Source organism: Virgibacillus tibetensis (assembly GCF_036026595.1).
In the GTDB taxonomy this organism is placed as follows: Bacteria; Bacillota; Bacilli; order Bacillales; family Amphibacillaceae; genus Virgibacillus_P; species Virgibacillus_P tibetensis.
In genome coordinates this window covers 29221-54815 of the sequence record NZ_JARZFX010000003.1, presented here as the reverse complement: position 1 = coordinate 54815, position 25595 = coordinate 29221, and the positions used below count along the sequence as shown (strand labels likewise).

Genomic DNA, 25595 nt, shown 5'->3' with positions numbered 1-25595 from the left:
TTTGCTAATTAACTTTGAACACTTTTTTCCATAAAAATTGAAGAACGATGTTTCATTCGATAGCTATCATCTTGACTAAAATTAATGACTTCTGCTCGATGTAAAATCCTATCGAGAATTGCAGTTGTAATACCTGGGTCCCCTAACAATTCACCCCATTCACTTGGACCTTTATTCGATGTCAAAATTACTGAAGACTTATCATAAAGTTCATTTATCAAATGAAAGAATAAATTTGCTTCACGTGTATCCATTGCCATAAACATCAGATCATCTATTATTACTAAATTGGACTCTCTGATACGTTTCATTCTTGTTTGTGACTTTCTTGTCACTTCTTCCGTTTTTAATGTATGAATGAGTTGTCCCATGGTGATAAAAGAAACTTTATATCCATGATTAATTGCTTCTATTCCAAGTCCAGTTGCTATGTGTGTTTTTCCCACACCAGATGGTCCTAGAATGATTAAATTATAGAGTTGATCAAGCCATGTAAATTCTTTTAATTGCTTAATTTGCTTCCTACTTAAAGATTGCTGCTCATCTACATTAAATGAATCCAAAGTCTTATAAAAAGGAAATGCAGCCCATTTTAGTCTTCTTTCGATTAACTTTTCATCCCGACGCTTCAATTCATACTCTGTTAAATTGTTTAAGAATGCCCTGTAAGTCCAATCCTCCGACTCTGCTTGTTGAATCAGAGAGGGCAAACAGTTACTCCTTTCAGTAGCTCTAAATATCGTTCCACTTCCCTCGTTTCCGGTTTAATATTAACCAATTTGGGATCGATGCCATGAAGTGATTTGACCTCATTTGATTGTTTTGGCTTGGTTTTAGTCTGATGTTGACGTTCTACGAACTGAACAACATCGTTATACTCTGTTGCACTATAAATTTTCCGTTTAATGCATTCTTTTAGAGCTTCGTTCCGTATTTCTACTTCCACTGACTTTGATACCTTTGAAATTAAATCCAATTGATCCCGTACATAACGTGGATACCTTCGGTGTATTTCCGCAAGGAAATCGGTGGCCGTTTCTGTATCATCAAATTGGCTTGCTACGGTTGCGATGTATGCTGCAATACCTTTTGTTCGATCACGTTTATGTTGAGTAGGTTGAATGAGTTTCCCTCTTTCAGAACTAATCTGATGCTCTGCAATAATTGGTCCTTCAGACTGGTCACGAATTAGTAAATGATTCGTATCTGTCGCTTCAATATATACTTCTTTATCTGGTTTATATGTTCCAAGTGGAACGGAATAACGATTAGAATCATATAAAATTGTGTTGTCCTTACGAACTGTTCTTGTTATACTTGAGTCAATACTTGAAATAGAAATCTTTTTAGTGACTGGTCTTAAGTGCTGTTTTTCCAAGGCAAACACTTCGACCGGTCTCTTTTTTGTTGTGTTATGTACTTTTCCATTTCCAGTTCTTTCAAGCCAAGACATACATAGCTCATTCCACTGATCAATATGGTAAAACACCCGATTCTTGGCAAAGTTTTTCTTTACGAATCCAACTACATTTTCGATACGTCCCTTACTCTCGGGGTCAGCCTTCCTACATACAAAAAGATTTAACTTACGTTCCTCTCGATATGCTTGAAATTCACTAGTCAAGACTAAGTCACCGGCATTTTCACTAACAACTATTAATGCATCTTGGTCATAAGCAAGTTCACTCGGGATTCCACTAAAGAATTGAAAGCAATTTTCATGCGTTCTAATAACATCCTTTGTGGTAAATGGCCGATCTAACCATTCTACATATTTATACCTAGAGTGCGAAAGCACAAAGCTGATAAAGTATAGTTTTTTATCTTTTCCACTGGATGTTTTCTGTATCGTTTGTCCAAAATCTACTTGAGCCTGTTGGCCCATTGGCGGGTCTGGAATTGCTTGATAGACACGCTTAACCTCTGTTTTAGGAATATTGTATTTTTCTCGAAGCTCCTTCACGTAATTACGTACAGTACTCTCGCCAACTACTAAATCTTTATATCTTTCCTTTAGCCAGTCATAAACTTGTGCACTTGAAAGATCAGGATGCTCACTCAGCCAAGTATGGATAAGCATCTCGTACGGATCTAGTTTTTTAGCTCTTGTCTTAACGGAGGCCATCCATTCGGCCATATCCTCTGGGGATTTATCCAGATATTTATATACAGTAGTCCTTGAAATGCCTAGTTTTCTGGCAATTCTCCGAACCTTAAACCCCTGCCGTTTTAATTGATATATTTCCATGTACACTTCCCATTTTTCCACCTTTCATGATTCCCTCCATCACTGATATATTTTTACAAACAAGATGTATTATACAGTAATGAAGATGAGAGATTAATAGGGGGCCGAGCCGGCGATGCATGTAAGAGTGCTGCCCCTCCCGGGGCAGCACTCTTACATGCATACACCCAATAGAAAAGTGTCCATTTTTATCAAGCAATAATTGACTACTTTAGTTTAGCAGTTACAATGGTGCTTTAACACAAAAAGATACCAGCATTCTTATTCAACTATAGGGGCAGGTTAATTGAATAAATTTAAAGAGGAGCTGCCCAATAATTTCGGCTATTGGACAGCTTTTTTTGGTTGGTTGTTTTCTAAAAGGTTGTTGCTTTATGATAAATAATTACACTCTAAAATCATTGTAAGAAATACTTTACAATTTGTAAGAAATAAATTACAATATTGTTAGAGGTGGTGTTAGTGTTACATAACAAATTAGTAATTTATCGGGCAGAAAAAGGATGGACTCAAGAACTGCTGGCAAATAGAGTTGGTGTTAGTCGCCAAACTATTGCTACTCTTGAAAAGAATAAATACAATCCTTCCCTCATTCTTGCCTTCAAAATTGCAAATGCTTTTGAAAAACCATTAACCGATGTTTTTGATTATAGGGAGGAATGATAGGTATGTTATGGTTGGTTGCATTATTTCTTATTATTATATTTATTTGTCATATGTACATCTTTAAGTTCAACGATAGTGAGGAAGGGAAGGATGAACGGGGGAGGGAAATTCAATACAAAACAAATAATATGCTATATGGGATTTTGTATATAGGTGTTATATTACTTGTTGTCCTCGTTGACTTCTTTGAAATAATCCCGATTGAGTATCTTCCTAATATATTGTTATGGTTTGTGCTATCTTTAGGTATTTTAGGAAGTATATTCACTTATATCAATAAAAATAGGAAGAATTATTAAGAATGGCTAAATTCACTGAGCCTTTATCGACCTCTTATATGAGGTAAAATTGATTAAGAAATAATAAATTATCTATTTGTGCTAACGGGTGCGTTAGTTGAAGATGAGTTCGAACGGCAGCACGGGGCAGGTTAGTGTTGACACATTTTCAATGCATTGTGTTGTGGATAGAACTTTTATAAATTGTTCTTGGTATATCACAGCATTATAGATTAATGTAATATCAACGTAAGTCCATTTACTCAAACAATAAATTGAACAACAGAAATGAGGAGAAAGTCAAAATGAGATTAGAAAGCGAGAGAATTTATCTAAGACCTCTTTGTGAGTCAGATGCTCCTATTATGTTAGAAAATACACTAGATAAAGAAATACGTTATATGACAGGGACTAATCTTAGTTTTTCTATGGAGCAAATTAAGGCACATATAAAGAATATAAATAATGATTCAAGTCGTTATGATTTCGCTATTTGTCTAAAAAGCAGTGATGAAATGATTGGAGAGTTATCAATTTTAGATATTGATGAGGAAAGCAAAAAAGCAGGATTCAGAATATCAATGGCTTCTATTTCATTAACAGGAAAAGGCTATGGTATAGAAGCCATTAAAATAGTTCTAAGTTTTGTTTTTGAACAACTTAAATTAAATCGTATACAGTTAGAAGTATTTAGCCATAATTTACGTGGAATTAGAGCCTATGAAAAAGTGGGATTTGTAAAAGAAGGTGTCTTACGTCAGTCTTTATTTTACAATAAAACATATTCAGATGAGATTATTATGGCAATACTTAAAAGTGATTATGACAATATGCTATTATAATTGTCCTTCTTTGTGAATACATACACTTAAAATAACGGGTGCATTACTTCAAGAAAGAAAGATGCACCCGTTATTCAACTATTGGTGAAGGATTGTAGAAGAGTCAAGATTAATCTTTATTTAACAAACGGAGCTATTTAACGGAAAATAGGAGGATAATATGAAATTTTATCTATCATCTTTTAAAATTGGAAATGAAGAACAAAAATTAATAGACATCACGAAAAATGGCAATAAAAAAGTTGCTTATAACAATAATGCATTAGATTTTGCAACTGATTTAGAAAGAATAAAAGTGACGCAATGGACGTATCGGATCTTCAAAGAATAGGTTTTACAGTGGATATTCTAGATTTGAAAAAGTATTTCCGTAACTCAGAAGGACTAAAAGGAAAACTTAATGAGTATGATGTTATCTGGGTAAGGGGTGGCAACAGGCTATGAGGTTAAGTGGTTTCGATGAAATTGTTAAAAAGTACTATAAGGACAACAAGAACATCTTATATGGAGGGTACAGTGCAGGCGTTTGTATCCTTGGACCAACGCTAAAAGGTATTCATTTTGCAGATGACCCAAATCAAAAGCCGTTTGGGGAAGAATATCAAACTATTTGGGATGGACTACATATTTTGGAATATGCAATTGCCCCCCATTATAAATCAGACCATCCAGAGTCTGAGGATATAGACAAATATATTGAATATATGATTAATAATAGAATACCTTTTAAAGCATTAAAGGATGGAGAAGTAATTATAATTGAATGATTTACCTAAACGATATTCAACAAAAGGGCGTAATTGTGGAAAACAACGGCACTTTTCTTTTTCAACAAATGGGTGCGATTGTTAAATAAGGACAGTCGCTTGTTGTGTTAAAGGGGCAGGTTAGTGGAAGAGCATAGTTTAACTTGTGTTCAACAATCGGCCATATGGAGCGTATTTTGTTGGTGACAAGAATACAGAATGAGTGACGAAAGGAATAAATGTTATTTACATTTTCTATGGGGGTACTTATGAAAACGCATTATTATTTAGGTTGGTTTAACGATTTTTTTCCAGAGAATTTGGGCAGGGTGTTACAGGGGGATATAACTGATAGAAAATCGCTTGCTATGATTAGCTCGAATCCATCTATTAATGAAGATGATGGTGCTACTGAACGCTCGTGGCTTGACCAGGCTGGCATTATGTTTGATGAATATCATTTAATTAATTATCGCGTACAGAAGGAAGATGCCCAAACGATAATTCAAAATGCTTCAGTCATTTTCTTGTTGGGGGGGAATATTCTTAAACAAAATGGTTTTTTGATGGAATATGAATTATCGGATTCGATTAAAAAAAGCAGCGCCGTTGTGATGGGAGCAAGCGCTGGTGCAATCAACATGTCCGCTAAATGGTTATGCTCGAAAAACCTTGGATTTAAAGTTGAAATGAGCTCTGTTTACGACGGAATTGGTCTTGACAATTTTTCCGTCCTGTCTCATTTTGATCTTGAAAATAACATTGCACTGGTTCAAAGCGAACTATCACTCCTATCGGAAGAAATAAATATTTATGCGTCGAACAAAGATTGCGCTGTACGGGTAAAGGGAGATAAAATCGACGTTTTAGGCAATGTTTTTTTAATCTCCCACTCAAAGATTCAGAAATTGGATGAGACGCTCTAGTTGTAGTGAATGGCTATGGTTTAATTGAATTAATCTCTTTATGCAAGAAGAACTAGGTAAAATAGGATTGTATGGAAAGCATAGGTGTGCAGAACGGTCTACTGCAATCGGGCCCGAGTGTTAAAGATGCGTCACTTTTTCTTCTTTAATTAACTGGTGCAATCCTCGAAGAAGGAGAAGCATCCTTTTTTGTTGAATATATACAATAAGGCAGGTTAGTGGAATAAGCAAATTTTCTTAAAAGGGGGATTTAATATAGCAAAGCGATGGGGATTCACATATTTATTTTGTAACGATTTGGAGAAAATGAAGTGGTTTTACTCTGATATACTTCAGTTAAACCTTATATGGGATGATAAAGGTTCGATTGCTTTTAAGATTGGCGCTCACCAATTAAGTATAGAGTACAATGCAGAATATAACCAACCATCAAACAAGTTTTCCATTCAACCAGGGTGGAAAGGTGGAACAGAACCAAGGATAGGTTGGTCTTTAGAATGTGATAGAGAAGATTTCAATGACATTGTCCATTCCATATTAAGTAATCAAATACCAAAATATTATTTTGAGCCAAAATGGAAAGGGTATTGGAGTTTTCCTGTTTTAGATCCAATGAATAATACAATAGAAATTACTTGTACAGAAAAGAATATTCACTAATAGATCTTCAAACGAGAAAAGTGGTTTAAGAAATATACCTTTTTTTCACTAAAAAGGTGCAAGAGTTGAAGATAAATAAGTTGATCACATCACATCTTTCTTATTGTGCTAACGTAAGCAGGTTTGTGGAAGAGGTATTAGCTCATCTTTTGACGAAAATATAAAGAGGTTAGTAAAAATGGCTTAACTTGTAAGTGTTAAGGAGGAAAAATATTGAAACAAACTTTACTGATAATTGATGCTCAACAGGACTTGATGGAAGGTAATAATGAAGAACAAGGGGTTTTTGAGAAACAAAAAATTATTAATAACATTAATACCGTAATTGAAAAAGCAATAAACGAAAGTATCTCCATAGTTTTTATGAGAGATTTAGATGTTTCGAATGGAGAAGGAACTGGATTCCAGATACATAAGGATATTAAAGTGCCATCCACTGCTTTCATATTTGATAAATCCGCTACAAATTCATTTTATGGCACTTCTTTACAAAAACATTTAAGTAGAAACAATGTAGAGCATCTTGTAATAATGGGATGTAAAACGGAACATTGTATTGATATAGCTGTTAGAACGGCAACAATCAATCATTTTGATGTAACATTAGTCGGGGATGGTCATTCTACTTCTGATTCCAAAAACTTAACTGCACAACAAATAATTCTTCATCACAACGAAACCCTTCACGGTCATTATAATGTAGACAATTTTTCAATCGTTAGGAATTCTAATGAAGATTTGATTAAACCTGAACACAATAAATATCGATAATAACCATATTTAACTAAATGGTGCGTTAGTTGAAGAAGCAATTGAAAATAAATAGAAAAAAAATCTCAGCTGAACTGAGATTTTTAATTTTTATTACATATATCACTACAAATTCGATGAAAATACTTATACAAATTTAGTTACATTTTAAAGTGTAATTCTGCGTTTTGTGATAGGAAACGGAACCCGTTATACTTGTCTCACCCCTCTTTTATTAGAAAAAAACCAGTGGGACTAATTCATTAGCAAGCAGGGTTAGTTTGGAAAAGTATACAATTCACTTTACCTTTGGTTAAGAAGTATATCTATAGATCTCAAAGAGGAGACCAGCACGATGAAAATTGTCATAACTGCAGATACACATATACCTGGAAAAGGAAAACAGCTGCCGACCGATCTTTTAAAGGAATGAGAGACCGCAGATTTGATAATTCACGCTGGTAATTGGAACTCAATGGATATCTTTCATATCCTTATTAAATATGCCGAAGTAAAAGGAGTTTATGGAAACGTAGATAATAAGGATATTCAAGAGCAATTTTCTGACCAGGAAATCCTACATATCAATGGACATAAAATTGGGATTGTCCACGGACACGGCGAAAAGAAAACCACGGAAAGAAGATCGATGGAAGCGTTTGAAATGGAAGATCCGGATGTAATTATATTTGGACATTCACATATCCCGATGGTACGTTATTCTAAAAAAACACTTTTGATCAACCCGGGATCTCCAACCGACAAGCGAACACTTCCTTATTATTCATAGGGAATTTTAAAAATCGACCGTACGATTCGTGCAGAAATTATCTTTTTTAGTGATAAATACTAGGGCAGCCCTCACTTAGGTTTATTCGTCTATAAAATGAATATATTCTAGTGCCAGTTGTAGATAGACATTTTCTGTATAATACCAAGTTTCAAAAGAACTCATGCTTGGCTATTCCAATATCACCTTGAAGCAGGATTCCAGGCTGAATATTTTTAACAGGGAAATCTGCAATTTGATAGACTTGTCTTCCATGAATATCCTGTACGGTGATCAGGTTATCCTCATTTTTCATTACTTCGAAAATACTATCCTGTGTATGGCTGCATGCTTTCAAGGTGCTTACGGTTCGTAGGAGACCATCTGCAGAGTCAATATTTTGTGGTATACACGGGTAAATGAGTGTAAGATAAGTTTGCTATAAAATAGTTCACAGATTTTTAGGTCAGTGCGAGCATCTTCTGAAATTTTTGTTACTACTTCATACGAATTACAACCTATACGACGGTCAAGCCAGTAGGAAAATTTCTTAAGCAGAAATGTCGGTTTTTCTTTGTTTGGGGGATAATTGTATGTCGGATGGGAAACAGGTGTAGATAAAGTGAACGAAGTGGAGCTGAGCAGATGTTGCACTTGTATCCGGAGTGGAGAAAGCGAAGTGTATTTCCGTAGCGGAATTACGTCAATAACAAGTTACGTCGTCCTTTATATAAAAGTTGTAGGTCGGAAAGTAAAAGTAAATCGGTGTACCGAGTAATATGCAGGTACAGGTACAGTCCCAATCTTTTAGAAAGGGTTGTCTTGTTATTACCCAGGTAACTGTTTGAAGTTATTTAGAAATGTACCCTGTAAGCAGACACGTGGAACATGTCCGTTCACAGGGTACATTTTTCTATTATAGAAGTTCTGCATTCAATTTAATTTCGACAAAATATGCTAAAAACCGGGAAGTGACAGGCACTATCTCTAGAATACCTTCGTGGTCCAATCTTCACAGTTCCATACGTCTGTGACGATGTCTTTGTAAAAGTCTGGTTCGTGGGAAATGAGGAGTACACTGCCTTTATAATCGTTTAGTGCCCGCTTCAGTTCTTCTTTTGCGTCACGATCCAGGTGATTGGTAGGTTCATCGAGAACGAGTAAATTTGTTTCTTTATTAATTAATTTACAAAGACGAACCTTCGCCTTTTCGCCACCACTTAATACTTTAACCTTACTTTCAATATGCTTTCGTGTAAGCCCGCACTTAGCTAAGGAGCTCCGAACTTCCTGCTGAGTGAGATGAGGGAAGTCGTCCCATATTTCTTCAATACATGTATTATTACTTGTTTCTTTTAGTTCTTGTTCAAAGTATCCGATATGGAGATGTTCCCCTAATTCAACCTTACCTGAAACCGGTTGGATTTCGCCAAGAATACTGCGAAGCAATGTTGTTTTACCGATGCCATTGGCTCCTAAGAGAGCTAATTTCTGTCCACGCTCCATCGCTAAATTAAGTGTTCTCGACAATGGTTCTCCATAGCCAATAACAAGCTCTTTGGTTTCGAACAAGTATCTGCCAGGAGTCCGGGCTTGTTTGAAACGGAATTCCGGTTTCGGTTTCTCGGAATCCAACTCGATTACATCCATCTTATCCAGCTTCTTTTGACGAGACGTTGCCATTTTACTTGTAGCGGCATTCGCTTTGTTTCTAGCTACGAAGTCCTTCAGGTTGGCAATCTCCTTTTGCTGTTTCTTGTAGGCAGATGCCTGCTGCTGCTTTTTCATATCGTACACACGCAAGAACTCATCATAATCACCTGGGTAGCGTGTTAATTGCTGGTTTTCCATATGATAGATCAAGTTGACTACGCTGTTGAGAAATGGAATATCGTGAGAAACGAGAATGAAAGCATGTTCATACTCAAGCAGATAATTGCGCAACCATTCGATATGCTCGACATCAAGATAGTTGGTCGGCTCATCAAGGACAAGAATGTCTGGTTTTTCCAATAATAGCTTGGCAAGCAATACCTTAGTTCGCTGCCCACCACTTAAGTCGTGGACATCACGATCCAGTCCAAAATCATTCAAGCCCAGTCCATTAGCCACTTCATCAACTTTTGCATCGATGATATAGAAACCATTATTTGTAAGTGCATCCTGAATACGACCGGTTTCTTCCAAAATATCTTCCAATTCATCTGGGTCCATTTCTCCCATTTTTGCGAAGAGTTGATTCATTTCATCTTCCTGGTCGTACAAGTATTGGAAAGCAGTCCTAAGCACATCTCGAATAGTTAAGCCCTGTTTCAAGTCTGCATGCTGGTCCAAGTAACCAACACGTGTATGTTTTGACCAGGCAACATTTCCCGTATCAGGCTCCAGTTTGCCTGTAATAATATTCATGAAAGTGGACTTACCTTCACCATTCGCACCTATAAGCCCAATATGTTCTCCCTGTAGTAAACGAAAAGACACCTCATCGAAAATCGCACGATCTCCGAATCCGTGACTTAAATTAGTAACGGTTAATAAACTCATGTTAATACACCTTTTCCTTCAATTAAGATTCACCCTAACTATTATAAAGGTCCTTGTGTAAAAAGGATAGGGTTAAATAGTGGAGATACTTCATAAAGGTAATGATAGATGGTTCTAATAAGTAAATTCAAATAAATCTGTAATTTCATATGTTAAAATAAAAATACAGATTTTGAAGGATTCGTTACGTAACAAGTTTTTTAACCAGGCAATAATTCATAAAGAAACAGAACCGAGTTATCTTTTAAAAGCAGCTACAATGAGGTGATATTTTGTTGTTTCAGCAAGGCAAATTAAAAGTACGTAATTTAGAAGAAAAGGATCATTACTTATTAGCAAAATGGCTATCAGACCTATTAGTTCTTGAATTTTATGAAGGAAGGGACAATCCTTTTGATTTAGTCAAGGTAAACAAAGTGTTTTATGCTTCAGAAAGTGATTCCGTTAGATGTATAGTAGAATTTGAAAATAAGGAAATAGGATATATTCAATTTTATCAATTAGATGATGAAACAAAAAAAGATTATGGGTATCTTGATGAACTAGGAAGTATAAAATTTTGGCTGCAATTAATTCTTACACTTAAACAGCCACGTCCAGCTCCAGCGCCCAGGGACTAGCGAGACTTCCTTCACCTCCGTACGATAAGTCAACATCGGCTCCCTCTGGTCGCTGTGTTTCCTTTATCTCCTGCGGCTCAGTCCAGTCCGTACGTCCCTAAACGGGCGCTTGCGCCTTTGTTCATGAGCTTGATGAAAATATTTATGGGACAGACCAATTCATAGGTGAGGTCGAGTATTGGAACAAAGGAGTTGGAACAATACTTGTTACATCTATGGTCGACTATTTAATCAGACATAAAAAAGCGGACCGAATAGTTATGGATCCCCAAACAAGGAATCTGAGGGCTATTAAATGTTATGAAAAGTGTGGTTTTAGCAAAATCAGGATTCTTCCTAAGCATGAACTTCACGAGGGAAAATACGAGGATTGCTGGTTGATTGAGTATCGATAATCTTACTCAAATCAACTAAACTAAACGGAATACGATGCTAGAATAATAGGAGCATTGCTTACTTGGTTCAGCTAAAAAGAGTTAATGAAGGAATTAGTAATCTTAATTATGAAAAGAGCCTGCCTAATAAATATAAATTATATGACTAGTATTTTGTTAGAGAGGGGGAATGAAAATGAGACAAATAATTGCACTGGGCGGTGGAGGTTTTTCAATGGAACCAGACAATCCTTTATTAGATAAGTACATACTCAACCAATCAAAGAAAATCAATCCAAAAATCTGCTTTATCCCCACTGCTAGCGGAGATTCAGATAATTATATTTCAAGATATTATAACTTCTTTAATAATCAAAACTGTATCCCTTCGCATTTATCTCTATTTGAACCACCAACTAGGGATTTAGAGGGATTCATAATGGAAAAAGATATACTATTTGTAGGGGGAGGGAATACTAAAAATCTATTAGCTTTGTGGAAAGACTGGAGTTTGGATTGCATTTTAAGAAAAGCATGGAATAAAGGAATTATATTAACTGGAATCAGTGCAGGCTCCATTTGTTGGTTTGATGAGGGTGTAACAGATTCATTTGGAGATGGGCTTGAACAGATAGAATGTTTAGGTTTCTTAAAGGGTAGTAACTGCCCACATTATGACGGCGATATAGAAAGAAGGCCTGCTTATCACAAACTTGTTGCATCAAACAATATAAAGGCTGGGGTTGCTGCGGATGATGGGGTAGCAATTCATTATATCGAACAGGAAGTAAGTAAAGTAGTTAGTTCAAGACCCGAGGCTAAAGCATATAGTATATCATTTGATACAAAGGTGATTGAGAAAGAGCTTCAAACGGAATTCCTTGGTGTCTAAAATAAGGACAATAGTAAATTTTGACGATTAAAAGTAAGTGGATATAGATAATTTAAAAATTTATTTACAAGGTGTCCAGTTGGAGGACAGTCGTATAATTTAACTACATAATAGGGAGAGAACAAATGAAAAAGGAAAAATATCAAGAAGTTTGGAACTTAAAATCATTGTTCGCGGGAGGGAGTGAATCACCTGAGCTGCTAGTTCATATAGAACAGATGGAAGCCAATCTCAGTGAACTTGATAATAAATTAAACGTCACAAATACCCCTAAAGAAATAACAGATTCATTAATGATTGCAGAATTAATTGAATACATAACGCGCATTCAACTGGAAGTAGCTCAAACTAATTCTTTTATAACTTGTCTGCTGGCACAGAATCCAAATGATCATAAGGCTACAATACTTCAAGGGAAAATCACCTCTATTTCTGCTCGTTTTGAGTCTGCTATACAAAGAACACAGAAATTACTTTTAAATATAAATGATACTCTTTGGGAAGGTATGTTGGATACGGACGTGTTACATAACTTTAAATTTATTTTAACTGAATGGCGGTTTAAAGCAGATAATCAGCTTTCGGAAAAAGAAGATCGTATGGTTTCGGATTTGAAAATTGATGGCTACCATTCTTGGGGGCAGTTTTATAAAACGCTTATTGGTGGTATTCAAATTAATGTCCCAGTCAATGGACAAATATGCAAATTATCAGTTGGCCAGGCGATTAATTTACGATCGGATCCTGATGAAATGGTACGTAAAAAGGCTCATATGGCTTTAGAAGCTAAATGGAAAGAAAAAGAAGAATTATTTGCAAAGATACTTAATCATATAGCAGGATTTCGGTTACAAATATATAAAAAGCAGGGTGTGCAAAATGTTTTAGAAGAACCGTTGTTTAATAATCGAATGAAGGAAGAAACACTGAATGCCATGTGGAGAACAGTCAGCAAGCATAAACAACCTTTTAAAAACTACTTAAATCAAAAAGCCAATATTCTTGGTGATGAAAAGATGCGGTCGTATAACTTCTGGGCACCTATCTCAACAGATACTCAAAAAATCAGCTACCAAACAGCTGTCGATTTTATTTTGGAGAAATTCAGCCAATTTGGTCCGTCGTTAGAAAAATTTACACGGAAAGCTTTTGTTGAAGGATGGGTAGAGTCAGAAGACCGACCTAATAAATCAGCCGTTGGATTTTGTGCAGGGTTTCCACTATCAGGGGAATCAAGAGTTTTTATGACATATGGTGGGACAATCACAAATATCTTAACCCTGGCACATGAATTGGGACACGCTTTTCATAACTGTGCAATGGAATCAGTTGATGGGATAAGCAAACAATATCCGTTGAATATGGCTGAAACAGCTTCTATATTTTCTGAAATGATTGTTTTAGATGCAGCTATGGAGAAAGCGGAATCAATGGAAGAGCATTTGTTTTTACTGGATGAAAAATTAAAACGCAGTGTAATGAACTTCATGAATCTGCATTCAAGGTTTTTATTTGAGTTGAAGTTTTACGAGGAACGGAAAGAAGGATTTGTTTCTTCTTCACGTTTAAACGAATTAATGCAAGAAGCAGTGGAGGAAAGCTATGAAGGTTCCTTTGAAAATGCTTCAGTTCGGTCGTGGATTTGGACCCCTCATTTCTATATAACAAAATCACCGTTTTATAATTTCCCTTACACATTTGGGTATTTATTTTCTCTAAGTATATACGCAAAAGCAAAAGAAAAAGGGATAGCGTTTGAAAAAGATTATTTAAACTTGCTTCGTGATTCAGGAAGGATGTCTATAGAAGATTTGGTAATGAAGCATCTGGGAGAGGATATTACTTTAGAAACATTTTGGGATAAAGGAATGAAATTATGCGTAAAAGACGCTGAGGAATTCATAAACTTAACCTCTGATCATGTCACAAAACCAATGATCTAACAAACACGTTTACTTTTTATCACAGGGGGTTATTGCATGAAAGTTCGACTTACTGATTTTGATGAAAACTGGGCTCAAATGTTTCAAAAGGAATCTCAATTTCTGCAAAGAGTTTTTGGGGAAGAAGTTATTCAATTTGAACATTTTGGTAGTACATCGATTTACGGATTAAAGGCAAAGCCTGTAATCGATATGATGTGTATCGTAAAAGACATAGATAAAGTTGATTTATTCAACAGCAAAATGGAGTCACTAGGGTATGATGTTGCCGGTGAATGGGGGATTACAGGAAGAAGGTTATTTCGAAAAGGCGGGGAAAACAGAACGCATCATATTCACTTTTATCAAGTTAATAACCCTCATATTAAACGACATTTAGTATTTAGGGATTATCTGCGTACCCATTCAGAAAAAGCAGCTAAGTACAGTCGATTTAAAGAGGAATTGGTTCAGCATTTCGATAACACAAGGGAATACAGTCAAGCAAAAAAAAAATACGTTCAGGAATTGGAACAAAAAGCACTTATTTGGTACGCTGAAAGTCAAAAAAGTATTTAGTATGGCACTATAACGCTTTCTATAAATAAAAATCATCATTCAAAGGAGAATTAATATGAGTAGATTGGAATCAGATGATAGAAAGGAAGAACTGTTGATACAGGCACTTAAAACCCAGTATTCCATATTACAACTACTGGAGAGCACGTTACTGGACACTTACCAATATGAGAAAGGCTTACCAAAGGATCAGCAGAGTGAGGAAGTAATTAATTTGTCGTACAATGCACGGAGTATCATAGCAAAGAAACCTAAGTTGAAAGAGATTTATAAGGAACTGGAAGAAGAATACGGCGTGAAACTCTCTGACTAAATGCAGCTTTTTACATCTAATTAACGGGTATGCTTCATTTATCAATCTTTAGTAAATTGGAGATTGAAGTTACGTCAAAGAACAGTAGATACCACGTTCTCAGAAGAAGAATTCGCTTGAGAAGACAAAATCTCTTGCAGGTGAAAACGAAACTGCCTATAATCGAATTGAACTAAACAGAAAAAGGTATTAGGTTTTCATACCCGATACCTTTTTAATAGTCTAATTTTATCAATGTTGATATCTCTTTCCCGCATCTGACTGCTAGTTAGAGCCCTAACTCAGGGGTTGTTTTGTTGGTTCTTATTTCTTCAAATCTTCATCCTGTAAACGTCTGAAACCTTCCTGATGCAGATAATCGACTGCGCCATTATAGGTTGCATACGATCCGTCCAGCATTTCCCCAGCATAAATATTCCATGTGCCGTATTCCTCAACCAATAGGAGGTTTTGACTATCTGCATTTACCCATGATTCTTCAAAAGGTTCCGATTCAGACAGTGATTCTATGGATTGTTTAATCACCTTAAGAAGCTCCATTTCCGAGAAATCACGTATGTTAACCATCCCTTTAGAATCGACCGAATAGTCATCATTTATTAGTTCTGCGTAAACAAATCCGTTTCCGTTAGGATGCAGACGATAGACGACAATTTTTTTATCCAATACACTTTCTTCAAAGTGAAAATTGACACGACCAAGTGAGACATCGTTACGCTGTAATTCAGGAAATGACTCAATAATTGCTAGTTTTTCTTCAAATGTAAGCATGTTACCTCCAAGTAAAATATGATTTTAAGATTCAATTTTATTATACCACGTGGTTTTTGAAAAATACGAGGGATGTGGGCGTGCTCAAAGATAGCCGTCTCGGTTTGCTATTTGCTTTCGGTATATATTTTTCCCTAAAAGCATTATGATGAATACAGTGGTTAATTAAGGAAGGAGGGCGTCCAGTGCAAAAGCTTGTGTTTCAATCGGCATGGGATAGCACAATTGCCGATCAGGACCGGATACGGATTGAGCAAACGTTCCGGGAAATAATCCTGTCAACGGACAAAATGGTTCAGTTTACTTCACTCTGGCAAGCCAAAAATCATCGCGGAGATCTGTTAGTTGCCGTTATTATACATAATACGAGTCAACAGGATTTTTCCATAACTGATGAGAAAATGACATATTCAATACAAGGTGTGAAATTCGCAGAGCACACGTTTTCTCCACCGATAACAGTTGAAAAGCAAACAAGTATGCCATGGACATTTATCTTTCCTGCTGGCAGTTTTAATAGCACTGAAAATTTCCATGGTGGTGTGCTAGATAGTATATCCTGATTATATCCGTGGTAGTTTAATCCAAAATTAGAAGGGAAAGTGGGAAGTATAAGACAAAATGATACTACATACTAATGTACAGGAGGTTAACTATATGAAACAACAGCAAATCATATTACAGGAACGCCCAAATGGTATGCCTGATGAACGGACTTTCCAATTTAAAGAAGTAGAAGTAGGGGAGCCGAAAGAAAATGAAGTATTATTAAAGACATTGTATATTTCGGTAGACCCATACATGCGGGGGAGGATGTCTGATGGGCCTTCGTATGTAGAGCCATTTCAAGTTGGTGAACCACTTAATGGTGGTGTAGTGGCACAGGTAGTTGATTCAGCTAGTGATCAGCTGAATAAGGGTGATATTGTCAGAGGAAACCTTGCTTTCCAGGAGTACCATATCGTAGAAGCAAGCAGCTTAAGTAAAGTGGACACAAATGGACTGAACCCAAGTACCGCATTGGGTATACTCGGTATGCCCGGATTAACTGCTTATTTTGGTATGATGCATATTGGCAAGCCACAAGAAGGTGAGACAGTGGTTGTCTCTGGTGCAGCTGGAGCTGTCGGGCAAGTTGCAGGTCAACTGGCAAAGAAAGCGGGTGCACGTGTTATTGGAATCGTCGGTTCAAAGGAAAAAGCAGCATATATAACAGATACACTTGGCTATGATGCTGCCGTCGAATACAAAGAGGGGAATCTTTCGAGCCAATTAAAAGCTGCCTGTCCGAACGGGATTGATGTCTATTATGAAAATGTTGGTGGAGAGATCTCGGATGCAGTGTGGCCACTACTGAATACCTTTGCACGTGTCCCTGTGTGCGGAGCAATCTCTTCTTATAACCTGAAGGAAGGGGAAGAGGATATTGGATTGCGTGTCCAGTCGTTTCTCATTAAATCTCGAGTGCTGATGCAAGGCTTTATCGTTGGTGACTTTTCAAAGCATTTCAAAGAAGCTTACAAATTCCTTGCGCAAGGTGTTTCAAGTGGAGAGCTGAAGTTTGAAGAGACAATAAAAGAGGGTTTTCAAGCAATTCCAGATGCCTTCTTAGGGCTGTTCTCCGGTGAGAATATCGGAAAACAACTTGTCAAAGTAGCAGACGGCGAGTGAAAAGAAAGAGTCACGGATTTGTGTTAACCAGGTAGAGCATGCATACCCTGTTATCTTTAGGCTCTACAAAAAAAGACTATCAAATCATCGGATTTGATAGTCTTTTAACTGTTAAATTAAATGTGAATCGTAACGTCTGCATCTTCACGAAGCTTTTCAACAAGTAATTGGGATGCTTCTGCTTCTTTTTGTCTTTTTACTTGTGCTTCAAGATCTGGTTTCATTTCTTCAAATGAAGGGACATCTGTTTCTTCACCATCTTCTCCGGCAGCATGCTCTTCCTGCTGAGCGGCAAACTCTTCATAAAGCTCTTCCATTTCTTCGTCTGTTGGCTCAATGTCACCAGATTCTCTGGCTATAAGCTGATCTACTTTAACCTGCAATTCAAGCTCAGATCTTACTTCTTCCTCTGACATTCCCTGCTGTTCTTCCAAAGCAGCCAGGAATTCATCTCTTGATTCCATACCATTTTGTTCTACCAATTGATCTAGGATTTCATCTATTTCTTCTTCAGAGGCTTCTATACCACTATTGTCTGCTTCCTGTATAAGAAGTCTCTGACCAACCAAACCTTCTGCTATTTGTCCTTTTAATTGATCCTGATCAATCTCTTGACCAGACATCATTGCTTGCAGGCTGGCTTGCTGAAATTGACCTTGATACGTAGTTTCAAATTCTTCCCTTGTTATTTCTTCACCATTTACTTCTGCAACAACTTCAGGAATACCTTCTAAATCAGGCTCAGGCATTTCAGGTTGTTCTGTACCCGGTGCAGCCTCTTCTGCTTCGTCATTATTATCTTCAGCTGATTCATCATCATTACCACATGCAGCTAGCGTAAGCACAAGTGCGGCAAAGAGTAAACTTATTATCCATTTTTTATTCAATGTCATTCTCCTTTTTTAAACCAGTTGGGGGTTATTGTAACATAAAATTATTGTCTGTACACGATAGAGGCATCATTCCTTCCAAAGATGCAGCCTCAAATGTGACAATCCGAAAAAGTCAGACTATACGCAGTTATTTCATAACCCATATCAATCATAAAAATAAACCAATGCGAAAAGACTCTTCCACTTGATAGTGGCAGAGTCTCCATGTTATCTAATAGCATCGTTAAAACTTATTTCCATTCAAAAGGTGTCTGCTGGTATACATAATAATTCAGCCAGTTGGAAAAGAGCAGATGGGTATGAGAGCGCCACGTATTAAGCGGCTTTTTAGTCACATCATTATGCGGGTAGTAATTTTCCGGCAGTTCGATATCAAGCCCTTTATCACAATCCCGTGTATATTCGTCTCCGAGTGTAGTTGCATCATATTCCAGATGGCCAGTGATCATAACATGCTTCCCGTCGTTGGACAAGATGATAAAAGGCTCCCGATCCTCTGTAGATGATAGCAACGTTAACTCTGAATTATTTTTCACAGCATCATAGGATACAGTCGTATGCCGCGAATGGGGGGCATGTACAATTTCATCAAACCCACGGACAAGTTTAATGGTGGGATCTGTTATATCATGGGGAAATATACCAAAGTACTTCTTTGGCAAGGCATGCTTCTCAATCCCATAATGATAATACAACGCAGCCTGCGCTCCCCAGCAAATGTGCAGTACAGAGGTCACATGTTGCTTTGACCATTCCATTACTTCCTTTATTTCTTCCCAATATGTAACCTCTTCAAATTCCAGCTGCTCAATAGGTGCACCTGTAATTATCATACCATCAAATCGCCGATCCTTTATTTCATCAAAAGTAGAATAGAATGTATCTAAATGTGATTTACTTACATTTTTCGATTCATGTGTTACCATACGTAAAAACGTAATATTTACTTGTAAAGGGGTATTCCCTAATAGTCGTAACAGCTGTAACTCTGTCTTTTCCTTTTCAGGCATTAAATTCAGAATGACAATATTTAATGGGCGAATGTCCTGTGTTTTGGCTCGATTTTCATCCATCACAAAAATTTTCTCTTGCTTTAAAGCCTTACCTGCAGGCAGTTCTCTAGGAATATTTATTGGCAATTATATCGCTTCCTTTTTGTCTTTTCAGATAATTATCTTATTATAAAGTCTAAAGAATATTTCGGCAACCCATTGCAATTGAAAAAGGGAGAAGAAACAGTAAATCAGGTCTCGCATCACTTCCTTTTTAAAAGCTCTGACTTCAACAAAAGTGATTATCTCAAAGTAGTGAGCAGTAAACCAATCAATTTGATGAAAATGTTATCGTACATAGTATATGATTAAATCAGTGTGCAGGAATAGAGTGGGAATTTAATGTGGAAAAGGACACCCAAATAAGTGTCCTTCATTTGAGGCAGTATTAACAATCATTTCATATAGAATACAGTTGGCAAAACTAGCAGACTACTCGTTATCTTTTAAAATCCTCTAATACTTCTAAAGCTTTGGCAGTTTTTCGTGCAAATTCTAATGGGGGTTCAATAGACTGAAAATGAGCATACATTAATCTTGGATCATCAAATAACCAATGGTTGTGAAATGCGGTAAATTGAATGTTTTGTTCTACTAACCTTTCAACAAACGGATTAATTTCATGTTGCAAAATGACAGTTTCCCCTAAGTTGAGGGTATTTCCTTCATCATCAAAATTCTCAAATGAAAAAAATTGTGGAAATACTAGTGGTGAATTGGTTTCACGACCCATGATACTGGCTTCAAGATCCCTAACCCGACTAGCGACACAAACCCCATTTGTAACTTCAGAATCTGCATCTAAAATTTCGGCAAAGCGTTCACAAATACTTTCAATATCGTCCGTCATAACTTCCTTTTTCCTTTTGGCCCTATTGTGTCTGGCTTTTCTAACATCATCAATGTTTCGCTTTCTATGCCTTAATCTTTCTCTATTTGACACCTATAACACCTCCTTTTTACTCATACCTTATCAATATGAAAAAAAAAATTATTTCGAGTGTGCAACTAACTATGGTGAGGAAAAATAGTGAATTAGCTGCTAGACACTTTTATAAAATGAGAACTTATCTGTGGAAGAACTAATTGTAAGGACCCATACAATTGCACCATCGGATCGAGGAGGAAAAAAAATCATTTATAGTTATCCTTTTATCCTTATTAAGGAAGGGGGCAATACTTCATAAATATCTCTATTCAAGTATGCAATTGTTTAGTAGGGTCAACCGCTTTTTATGCTAACAGGGATCATAATGGTATCTAGTCTAGAGGGTCTCGGTGTACAGCTTAACGGCAAACCAATTTCTTGATGAACTACTGTCTTTTTAACCTTTTAAATAACCAATAATTATCATATAATAGTAGATATCTGCATCTATATATAATTTTATTATACTATGATAAACTTATAACGGAGATAGAAGTGGTGTGAGGCTGGATTGCGCTTATTTTGGTGTGATACCTGCATCTTTTCTATGGGGAAAGGTTGGTAAAAATGAGCAACATTGAAACTAAATCAGACGTCATCTTAATCGGTGCAGGAATCATGAGTGCAACGTTAGGGACACTCTTGAAAGAATTAGTACCGGAGTGGAATATTAAAGTGTTTGAGAAGCTTGCAAATGCAGGAGAGGAAAGCTCTAATGAATGGAATAATGCGGGAACGGGGCATGCGGCACTGTGCGAGCTTAACTACTCGGTCGAAAAGCCGGATGGATCTATAGATATTAGTAAAGCTATAAAAATTAATGAACAGTTCCAGGTTTCTATGCAGTTTTGGGCTTATCTTGTAAACAGCAACTTGATACATAATCCTCAGGACTTTATCATGCCATTGCCTCATATGAGTTTAGTACATGGGGAACAAAATGTAATGTTTTTAAAGAAACGTTTTGAAGCACTAACGAAAAATCCTCTATTCCAAGGGATGGAATTTTCCGATGATCCAGAAAAACTGTTGGAATGGATCCCGCTTATTATGCAACTCCGCGCATCGAGTGAACCAATAGCAGCAACAAAAATCGACTCCGGAACGGATGTTAATTTTAGTGCTTTAACACGTAAGATGTTTGACCACATAGAGAGTGAGAATATTGATATAAACTACAACCATAATGTGAATGATATTAAACGTACTCGTGACGGCTTGTGGGAATTGAAAGTGAAGAATTTGGGTAGTGGTACTGTGGAACGCCATACTGCTAAATTCGTCTTCATCGGAGGCGGAGGAGGAAGCTTGCATTTACTGCAAAAATCGGGTATTCCTGAAGGAAAGCATATTGGAGGATTCCCGGTTAGCGGGCAATTTATGGTGTGCAATAAACCGGATGTTGTATCCCAGCATCATGCTAAAGTGTACGGCAAGGCGAAGGTTGGTGCTCCACCAATGTCTGTTCCGCATCTTGACACAAGATTTATCAACAATAAAAAATCGTTGCTGTTTGGACCATATGCTGGCTTCTCACCAAAATTCTTAAAAACTGGATCCATGTTTGATTTAGTAACATCTGTAAAACCGAACAATGTCTTAACGATGTTGGCTGCAGGGGCAAAAGAGCTGCCCTTGACAAAATACCTGATCCAGCAGGTGATGTTATCAAAAGAAAAACGCATGGAAGAGTTACGCGAGTTTATCCCGAACGCCAAAAGCGAGGACTGGGACTTAGTAACAGCCGGCCAACGTGTACAAGTTATAAAAGATACCGAAGCAGGCGGTAAAGGAACACTTCAATTTGGTACAGAAGTGGTTACTGCCGCTGATGGCTCGATTGCAGCATTATTGGGAGCTTCGCCGGGTGCTTCTACCGCCGTGCATGTTATGCTTGAGGTAATCAATAAATGCTTCCCTCAGCATATGCAGGAATGGGAACCTAAAATTAAGGAAATGATTCCTTCCTATGGTGTGTCATTAATGGAAAATCCAGAGCTCCTGCACGAAGTTCATGCTTCAACAGAGCAGGCGCTTGGGCTAAGTAAAGAAGAAAGAGAAGAAAAAGAGCTCTCCTTTAGTTAATTTTTTATTGATAGAAACATGTCTAAATACCTTAAACATGTACGAAATTCACCTTATGACACAAAGAGAATATAGTAATTAAATGAAGCACCCTGCTAAGCTGGCAGGGTGCTTATCTACTGTCACAACATAACCTGTCAGATTTCATTTTCATTATGATCAGCAAGTAATTTATAAGAAGACCAAATAGTAGTGAAAAGTCCAATCGCAAATGTGATACTTCCAAAAGCTAAAAAGTTAGTTGTGTAGCTATTTACTCTAAGTTCATAAATCGAAGAGTCTGACATACCACCATTTCTCACTAACCAACCATCTGCAAGTGACGTTCCGAAACTTATGCTGGAAAATAATAATATAAGCCCAACTATACTTAACGTAGCACCTAGACCAATGAAGCCTTTTACCTTATCTGCTGTCATGCAGATCCCCCTTCCATTTGACGCTATCCAGGTTTAGTTTAACTATTCGACGTTAATTTGAAATCACCTGCTTTTATACAGAAGGTAAATAACGGACAGAGGAGGCGTCCTATGTCCATTCCTAATTCCAATAAAATCCCTTAAACATTTTACTGGTTTGGGAATTTACCGGTTAAATCGTTTCGTTCTGACTGAATGGTTCTGGATGGTCTTCATTTCCAGCGAAACCTGCATCTGTTGTGAGGTTCACAGAAACGAAAATAACCCCCATTGTAATCAGCATAGTTAAAAGCATTTTTTTCATGTTATCTCCTCCTGGAAAATTTATTATCATTAGCTTTTAAAGCTAATTTGTACATGGAATTAGCCCTTTTATAAAGATTATATTTCTCATAAATAGTTGCAAAGAGAGTCGAATACTCATATAGAAGCTGCCAGTTTTGAGTGTTCAAGAAAAAATCTGTACACGTTTGCTGCATCTTTATAATTTCCTCGATGTCGGTATATTCTTTTTTAAAAATTGTGTGGTATGTCTGTAGTTGAATTGAATATTTCTTTGGGGAGTCACTGTTTACCATATCAAGTGCTAAATAAAGCCACTCTTTCGCTTTTATCATGTCATTCACATTATAGTTGGAACGGACAAGGTTGATTAACGTATTCAACTTACTTCCCCTTTTTAGTTCCAGACTCTTTTCATAATAGGAGATAGCCAGTTTATATTTACCCTGACATTCCAATGAATAGCCAATATTATTTTGGATTATCCCAGTGTAATGATCCTGGCTTTCCACGGGTAAGAAAGTGACTAGTCTTTCCGATAACAGGAAGGCATTCTTTGATTCTTCCCAAAAGCCCAATCGGTTGAAGGAAATACCGAGCAAAAGTTGACAATCTATAGCTCTATCGAGGAAATACTGATCTTTGAATATAGACAAAGCGATATTGGAATAGTGAATGCATCTTTCGGTTTGGTGCTGCTTGCTGTAACTTAAAGCTAGATTATAGTAGATCATGCCAATTTCATAATCAGATGCAATAGATTCGAGGTCTTTCTTCTTTACGAGTGGCAGTCCCGCGCTTATCGCCTCATCATATTCCTCTTTTAAGTGATGATAAATCATCAGCACACTAACATACAAGAAATAGTTCCGGGTGTAATCAGGTTTGAGGATACAGGCCAGATTCCTGAGGATGTCTGTGGTTTTTTTAATATTCCCTTTCATAAGAAGGTATCTGCAATGAATAATCTTAAATTTCACGGTGTTGGATTCATTATTTGTCTGGTCAATCAAGTTTTTTAGTTCATACACATTTTCCTGATAATTTTTCCTTTCCAATAACTTAATATGCCAGTCTTCCAGCCTGCGATTAACATCTGAATCAGCATCCTGTGTATCTTTTTTTGTTAAGGAAATACCTAGCTTTTTACTCAATAAATCAAGTATTGATTCATCAGGAACCACTTGATTATTCTCAATTCTGCTAAGGTAGGAAGGAGTACATATTTCCTGGGACAATTCCTCTTGTGTTAAACCCTTCTCTTTCCTCTTCAGTTTAATAATGTTTCCTATATTGTTATTCATGAGACTCCTCCTCATAAATTGAGAAAACTCCCTAATTATATTGTAACAAAATTTTGACAATTAAACTTGTGAAAGTTAACTAAAAATAGTACTTTTAAACAGATTATCCGAGAAATATTTCCTAAGAATCTAATAATAACTCTTTTTTAAAATTATTTTAGAAAGAAAGCAACCCCTAACTCTTTTTGAGACCGTTCTATCCTTCCTTTATGTTCACGGAATATTTTAATAATTTATGATAATCTTTACTTAGGTAAGCTTATCGATAGACAAAAATCTTTATAAAAGAGGAGAAATCTAAATGAAGAAGTCTATGTTAAGAATGTTTATGGGTGTATTGATCGTTGTGTTGGTATTCGCTAATGGTATCAGCATCAGTGCAAGCAGTACGAGCTTGGATAAAAACGTAACTGAGCTTGTTAAATTACAACCTGGTATTACCTTGGAAGAAGTTGAAGAAACTGTTGCAATCTATGCAAAGGCAATTGGGAAATCAGAAATAGAGGCCTCTAATGAGTTATTGGAAGAATTAAACGCTCAGCTGAAAGCCGATGAAATAGAACAAGCAGAACAAAATGCAATTAACGGTGGAAGCTCCGGAAATTACAAACTTCCTATTGCTTCAAGAAAAGGCGATATTTTCTACACACCATCCTCGACACTTGGGATTCAGCATGGACATAATGGAATTTATTATACGACAACAACCATCGCAGAATCTATTCCCAGTACAGGCGTCAGATATATTAATTATAGAGACCGCAATGTTGAAAGGAATGCGGTTGTGCAATATGTAAATACAAGTACAGCTAATAGAAATGCAGCGGCTGATTGGGCTCGCAGCAGAACTGGTGACAGTTATTCTTATAATTTCGCAACAAACCGTCTGACAGGCCATTATGGTGCAAAGAATTGTTCGAAACTATTATGGAGTGCATTTAAACTAAAGGCAGGGATAGATATTGATGTAAATCTTGGGGGTGGTGTTTACCCTAAAGATATTCGGGATTCAGGCTATACAGTCACCTACCGCGTAATTAGTTGACTGTTCTCTGGATGAT

At 36.7% G+C, this 25595-nt stretch carries 29 protein-coding genes and 1 pseudogene; 19 read left to right on the top strand and 11 right to left on the bottom strand.

The window, feature by feature from the left end:
* Positions 1-8: 8 nt before the first annotated feature.
* Positions 9-740 (bottom strand): IS21-like element helper ATPase IstB, encoded by a 732-nt coding sequence (gene istB, locus QGM71_RS08550; RefSeq protein WP_456119841.1) that lies wholly within the window; start codon positions 738-740, stop codon positions 9-11.
* Positions 698-2248 (bottom strand): IS21 family transposase, encoded by a 1551-nt coding sequence (istA, locus tag QGM71_RS08545; RefSeq protein WP_407703011.1) that lies wholly within the window; start codon positions 2246-2248, stop codon positions 698-700. Before istA ends, istB begins: the two co-directional genes overlap by 43 nt.
* A gap of 462 nt (positions 2249-2710) precedes the next feature.
* Here istA and QGM71_RS08540 point away from each other — a divergent pair, with 462 nt between their 5' ends.
* The 9 genes from QGM71_RS08540 (at position 2711) to QGM71_RS08500 (ending at position 7906) form a co-directional block, all read left to right on the top strand.
* Positions 2711-2911, top strand: coding sequence for a helix-turn-helix transcriptional regulator (locus tag QGM71_RS08540; protein ID WP_327607118.1), 201 nt, complete (start codon positions 2711-2713; stop codon positions 2909-2911).
* A 5-nt stretch (positions 2912-2916) separates the two neighbouring features.
* Entirely contained in the window at positions 2917-3213 is a 297-nt protein-coding gene (locus tag QGM71_RS08535; protein ID WP_327607117.1) for a hypothetical protein, read from the top strand.
* A 284-nt stretch (positions 3214-3497) separates the two neighbouring features.
* Positions 3498-4034 carry a GNAT family N-acetyltransferase gene (locus tag QGM71_RS08530; RefSeq protein WP_327607116.1) on the top strand — a complete coding sequence of 179 codons (537 nt, stop codon included), beginning with the start codon at positions 3498-3500 and terminating at the stop codon, positions 4032-4034.
* Between the two features lie 160 nt (positions 4035-4194).
* Entirely contained in the window at positions 4195-4365 is a 171-nt protein-coding gene (locus QGM71_RS08525) for a hypothetical protein (RefSeq protein WP_327607115.1), read from the top strand.
* A gap of 109 nt (positions 4366-4474) precedes the next feature.
* Positions 4475-4801: a Type 1 glutamine amidotransferase-like domain-containing protein gene (locus QGM71_RS08520; RefSeq protein ID WP_327607114.1), complete on the top strand. Its 327-nt coding sequence runs from the start codon at positions 4475-4477 to the stop codon at positions 4799-4801.
* A 248-nt stretch (positions 4802-5049) separates the two neighbouring features.
* A complete protein-coding gene (locus QGM71_RS08515; RefSeq protein WP_327607113.1) occupies positions 5050-5706 on the top strand; it encodes a Type 1 glutamine amidotransferase-like domain-containing protein in 657 nt (218 codons plus the stop codon).
* Between the two features lie 306 nt (positions 5707-6012).
* On the top strand, positions 6013-6366 hold the full coding sequence (locus QGM71_RS08510; RefSeq protein ID WP_327607112.1) for a hypothetical protein: 354 nt from the start codon (positions 6013-6015) through the stop codon (positions 6364-6366).
* A gap of 213 nt (positions 6367-6579) precedes the next feature.
* Positions 6580-7137, top strand: a complete 558-nt coding sequence (locus tag QGM71_RS08505) for an isochorismatase family protein (protein ID WP_327607111.1) — start codon at positions 6580-6582, stop codon at positions 7135-7137.
* Between the two features lie 424 nt (positions 7138-7561).
* Positions 7562-7906: a metallophosphoesterase family protein gene (locus QGM71_RS08500; protein ID WP_327607110.1), complete on the top strand. Its 345-nt coding sequence runs from the start codon at positions 7562-7564 to the stop codon at positions 7904-7906.
* 151 nt (positions 7907-8057) lie between these two features.
* On the opposite strand, the gene QGM71_RS08495 is transcribed toward QGM71_RS08500, so the two are convergent.
* Both QGM71_RS08495 and QGM71_RS08490 read right to left on the bottom strand, forming a co-directional pair.
* A complete protein-coding gene (locus tag QGM71_RS08495; RefSeq protein ID WP_327607109.1) occupies positions 8058-8201 on the bottom strand; it encodes a hypothetical protein in 144 nt (47 codons plus the stop codon).
* A 671-nt stretch (positions 8202-8872) separates the two neighbouring features.
* The gene (locus QGM71_RS08490; protein WP_327607108.1) at positions 8873-10429 is read right to left on the bottom strand and encodes an ABC-F family ATP-binding cassette domain-containing protein; all 1557 of its coding nucleotides are present in this window, start codon (positions 10427-10429) and stop codon (positions 8873-8875) included.
* A gap of 275 nt (positions 10430-10704) precedes the next feature.
* On the opposite strand from QGM71_RS08490, the gene QGM71_RS08485 reads away from it, so the two are divergent.
* From QGM71_RS08485 to QGM71_RS08460, 6 genes and pseudogenes are all read left to right on the top strand, one after another.
* Positions 10705-11049: a hypothetical protein gene (locus tag QGM71_RS08485; protein ID WP_327607107.1), complete on the top strand. Its 345-nt coding sequence runs from the start codon at positions 10705-10707 to the stop codon at positions 11047-11049.
* A 137-nt stretch (positions 11050-11186) separates the two neighbouring features.
* Positions 11187-11444: pseudogene (locus QGM71_RS08480) on the top strand (GNAT family N-acetyltransferase); the annotation flags it as partial.
* 175 nt (positions 11445-11619) lie between these two features.
* Positions 11620-12315 (top strand): Type 1 glutamine amidotransferase-like domain-containing protein, encoded by a 696-nt coding sequence (locus QGM71_RS08475; RefSeq protein WP_327607106.1) that lies wholly within the window; start codon positions 11620-11622, stop codon positions 12313-12315.
* A 125-nt stretch (positions 12316-12440) separates the two neighbouring features.
* Positions 12441-14258: a M3 family oligoendopeptidase gene (locus QGM71_RS08470; RefSeq protein ID WP_327607105.1), complete on the top strand. Its 1818-nt coding sequence runs from the start codon at positions 12441-12443 to the stop codon at positions 14256-14258.
* Between the two features lie 36 nt (positions 14259-14294).
* Entirely contained in the window at positions 14295-14816 is a 522-nt protein-coding gene (locus tag QGM71_RS08465; protein WP_327607104.1) for a GrpB family protein, read from the top strand.
* Positions 14817-14871: 55 nt separating this feature from the next.
* On the top strand, positions 14872-15129 hold the full coding sequence (locus QGM71_RS08460) for a hypothetical protein (protein ID WP_327607103.1): 258 nt from the start codon (positions 14872-14874) through the stop codon (positions 15127-15129).
* Between the two features lie 303 nt (positions 15130-15432).
* On the opposite strand, the gene QGM71_RS08455 is transcribed toward QGM71_RS08460, so the two are convergent.
* Positions 15433-15900, bottom strand: coding sequence for a hypothetical protein (locus tag QGM71_RS08455; protein ID WP_327607102.1), 468 nt, complete (start codon positions 15898-15900; stop codon positions 15433-15435).
* A gap of 185 nt (positions 15901-16085) precedes the next feature.
* On the opposite strand from QGM71_RS08455, the gene QGM71_RS08450 reads away from it, so the two are divergent.
* Both QGM71_RS08450 and QGM71_RS08445 read left to right on the top strand, forming a co-directional pair.
* Positions 16086-16463, top strand: coding sequence for an SLAP domain-containing protein (locus tag QGM71_RS08450; RefSeq protein ID WP_327607101.1), 378 nt, complete (start codon positions 16086-16088; stop codon positions 16461-16463).
* Between the two features lie 94 nt (positions 16464-16557).
* Positions 16558-17571, top strand: a complete 1014-nt coding sequence (locus QGM71_RS08445; protein ID WP_327607100.1) for an NADP-dependent oxidoreductase — start codon at positions 16558-16560, stop codon at positions 17569-17571.
* A gap of 116 nt (positions 17572-17687) precedes the next feature.
* Here QGM71_RS08445 and QGM71_RS08440 read toward each other — a convergent pair whose 3' ends face one another.
* From QGM71_RS08440 to QGM71_RS08430, 3 genes are all read right to left on the bottom strand, one after another.
* Positions 17688-18464: a SurA N-terminal domain-containing protein gene (locus QGM71_RS08440; protein WP_327607099.1), complete on the bottom strand. Its 777-nt coding sequence runs from the start codon at positions 18462-18464 to the stop codon at positions 17688-17690.
* A gap of 230 nt (positions 18465-18694) precedes the next feature.
* Complete coding sequence (gene metA, locus QGM71_RS08435; RefSeq protein WP_327607098.1) at positions 18695-19603, bottom strand: homoserine O-acetyltransferase MetA; 909 nt, start codon at positions 19601-19603, stop codon at positions 18695-18697.
* Between the two features lie 352 nt (positions 19604-19955).
* Complete coding sequence (locus QGM71_RS08430) at positions 19956-20459, bottom strand: DUF1259 domain-containing protein (protein ID WP_327607097.1); 504 nt, start codon at positions 20457-20459, stop codon at positions 19956-19958.
* A gap of 552 nt (positions 20460-21011) precedes the next feature.
* Here QGM71_RS08430 and QGM71_RS08425 point away from each other — a divergent pair.
* Positions 21012-22529 carry a malate:quinone oxidoreductase gene (locus tag QGM71_RS08425; RefSeq protein ID WP_327607096.1) on the top strand — a complete coding sequence of 506 codons (1518 nt, stop codon included), beginning with the start codon at positions 21012-21014 and terminating at the stop codon, positions 22527-22529.
* Positions 22530-22666: 137 nt separating this feature from the next.
* On the opposite strand, the gene QGM71_RS08420 is transcribed toward QGM71_RS08425, so the two are convergent.
* The 3 genes from QGM71_RS08420 to QGM71_RS08410 form a co-directional block, all read right to left on the bottom strand.
* Positions 22667-22948: a hypothetical protein gene (locus tag QGM71_RS08420; RefSeq protein WP_327607095.1), complete on the bottom strand. Its 282-nt coding sequence runs from the start codon at positions 22946-22948 to the stop codon at positions 22667-22669.
* A gap of 172 nt (positions 22949-23120) precedes the next feature.
* A complete protein-coding gene (locus QGM71_RS08415) occupies positions 23121-23252 on the bottom strand; it encodes a hypothetical protein (protein ID WP_327607094.1) in 132 nt (43 codons plus the stop codon).
* 1 nt (position 23253) lies between these two features.
* A complete protein-coding gene (locus tag QGM71_RS08410) occupies positions 23254-24534 on the bottom strand; it encodes a helix-turn-helix domain-containing protein (RefSeq protein ID WP_327607093.1) in 1281 nt (426 codons plus the stop codon).
* 301 nt (positions 24535-24835) lie between these two features.
* On the opposite strand from QGM71_RS08410, the gene QGM71_RS08405 reads away from it, so the two are divergent.
* Entirely contained in the window at positions 24836-25579 is a 744-nt protein-coding gene (locus QGM71_RS08405) for a YiiX/YebB-like N1pC/P60 family cysteine hydrolase (protein WP_327607092.1), read from the top strand.
* The last annotated feature ends 16 nt before the right edge of the window (positions 25580-25595 follow it).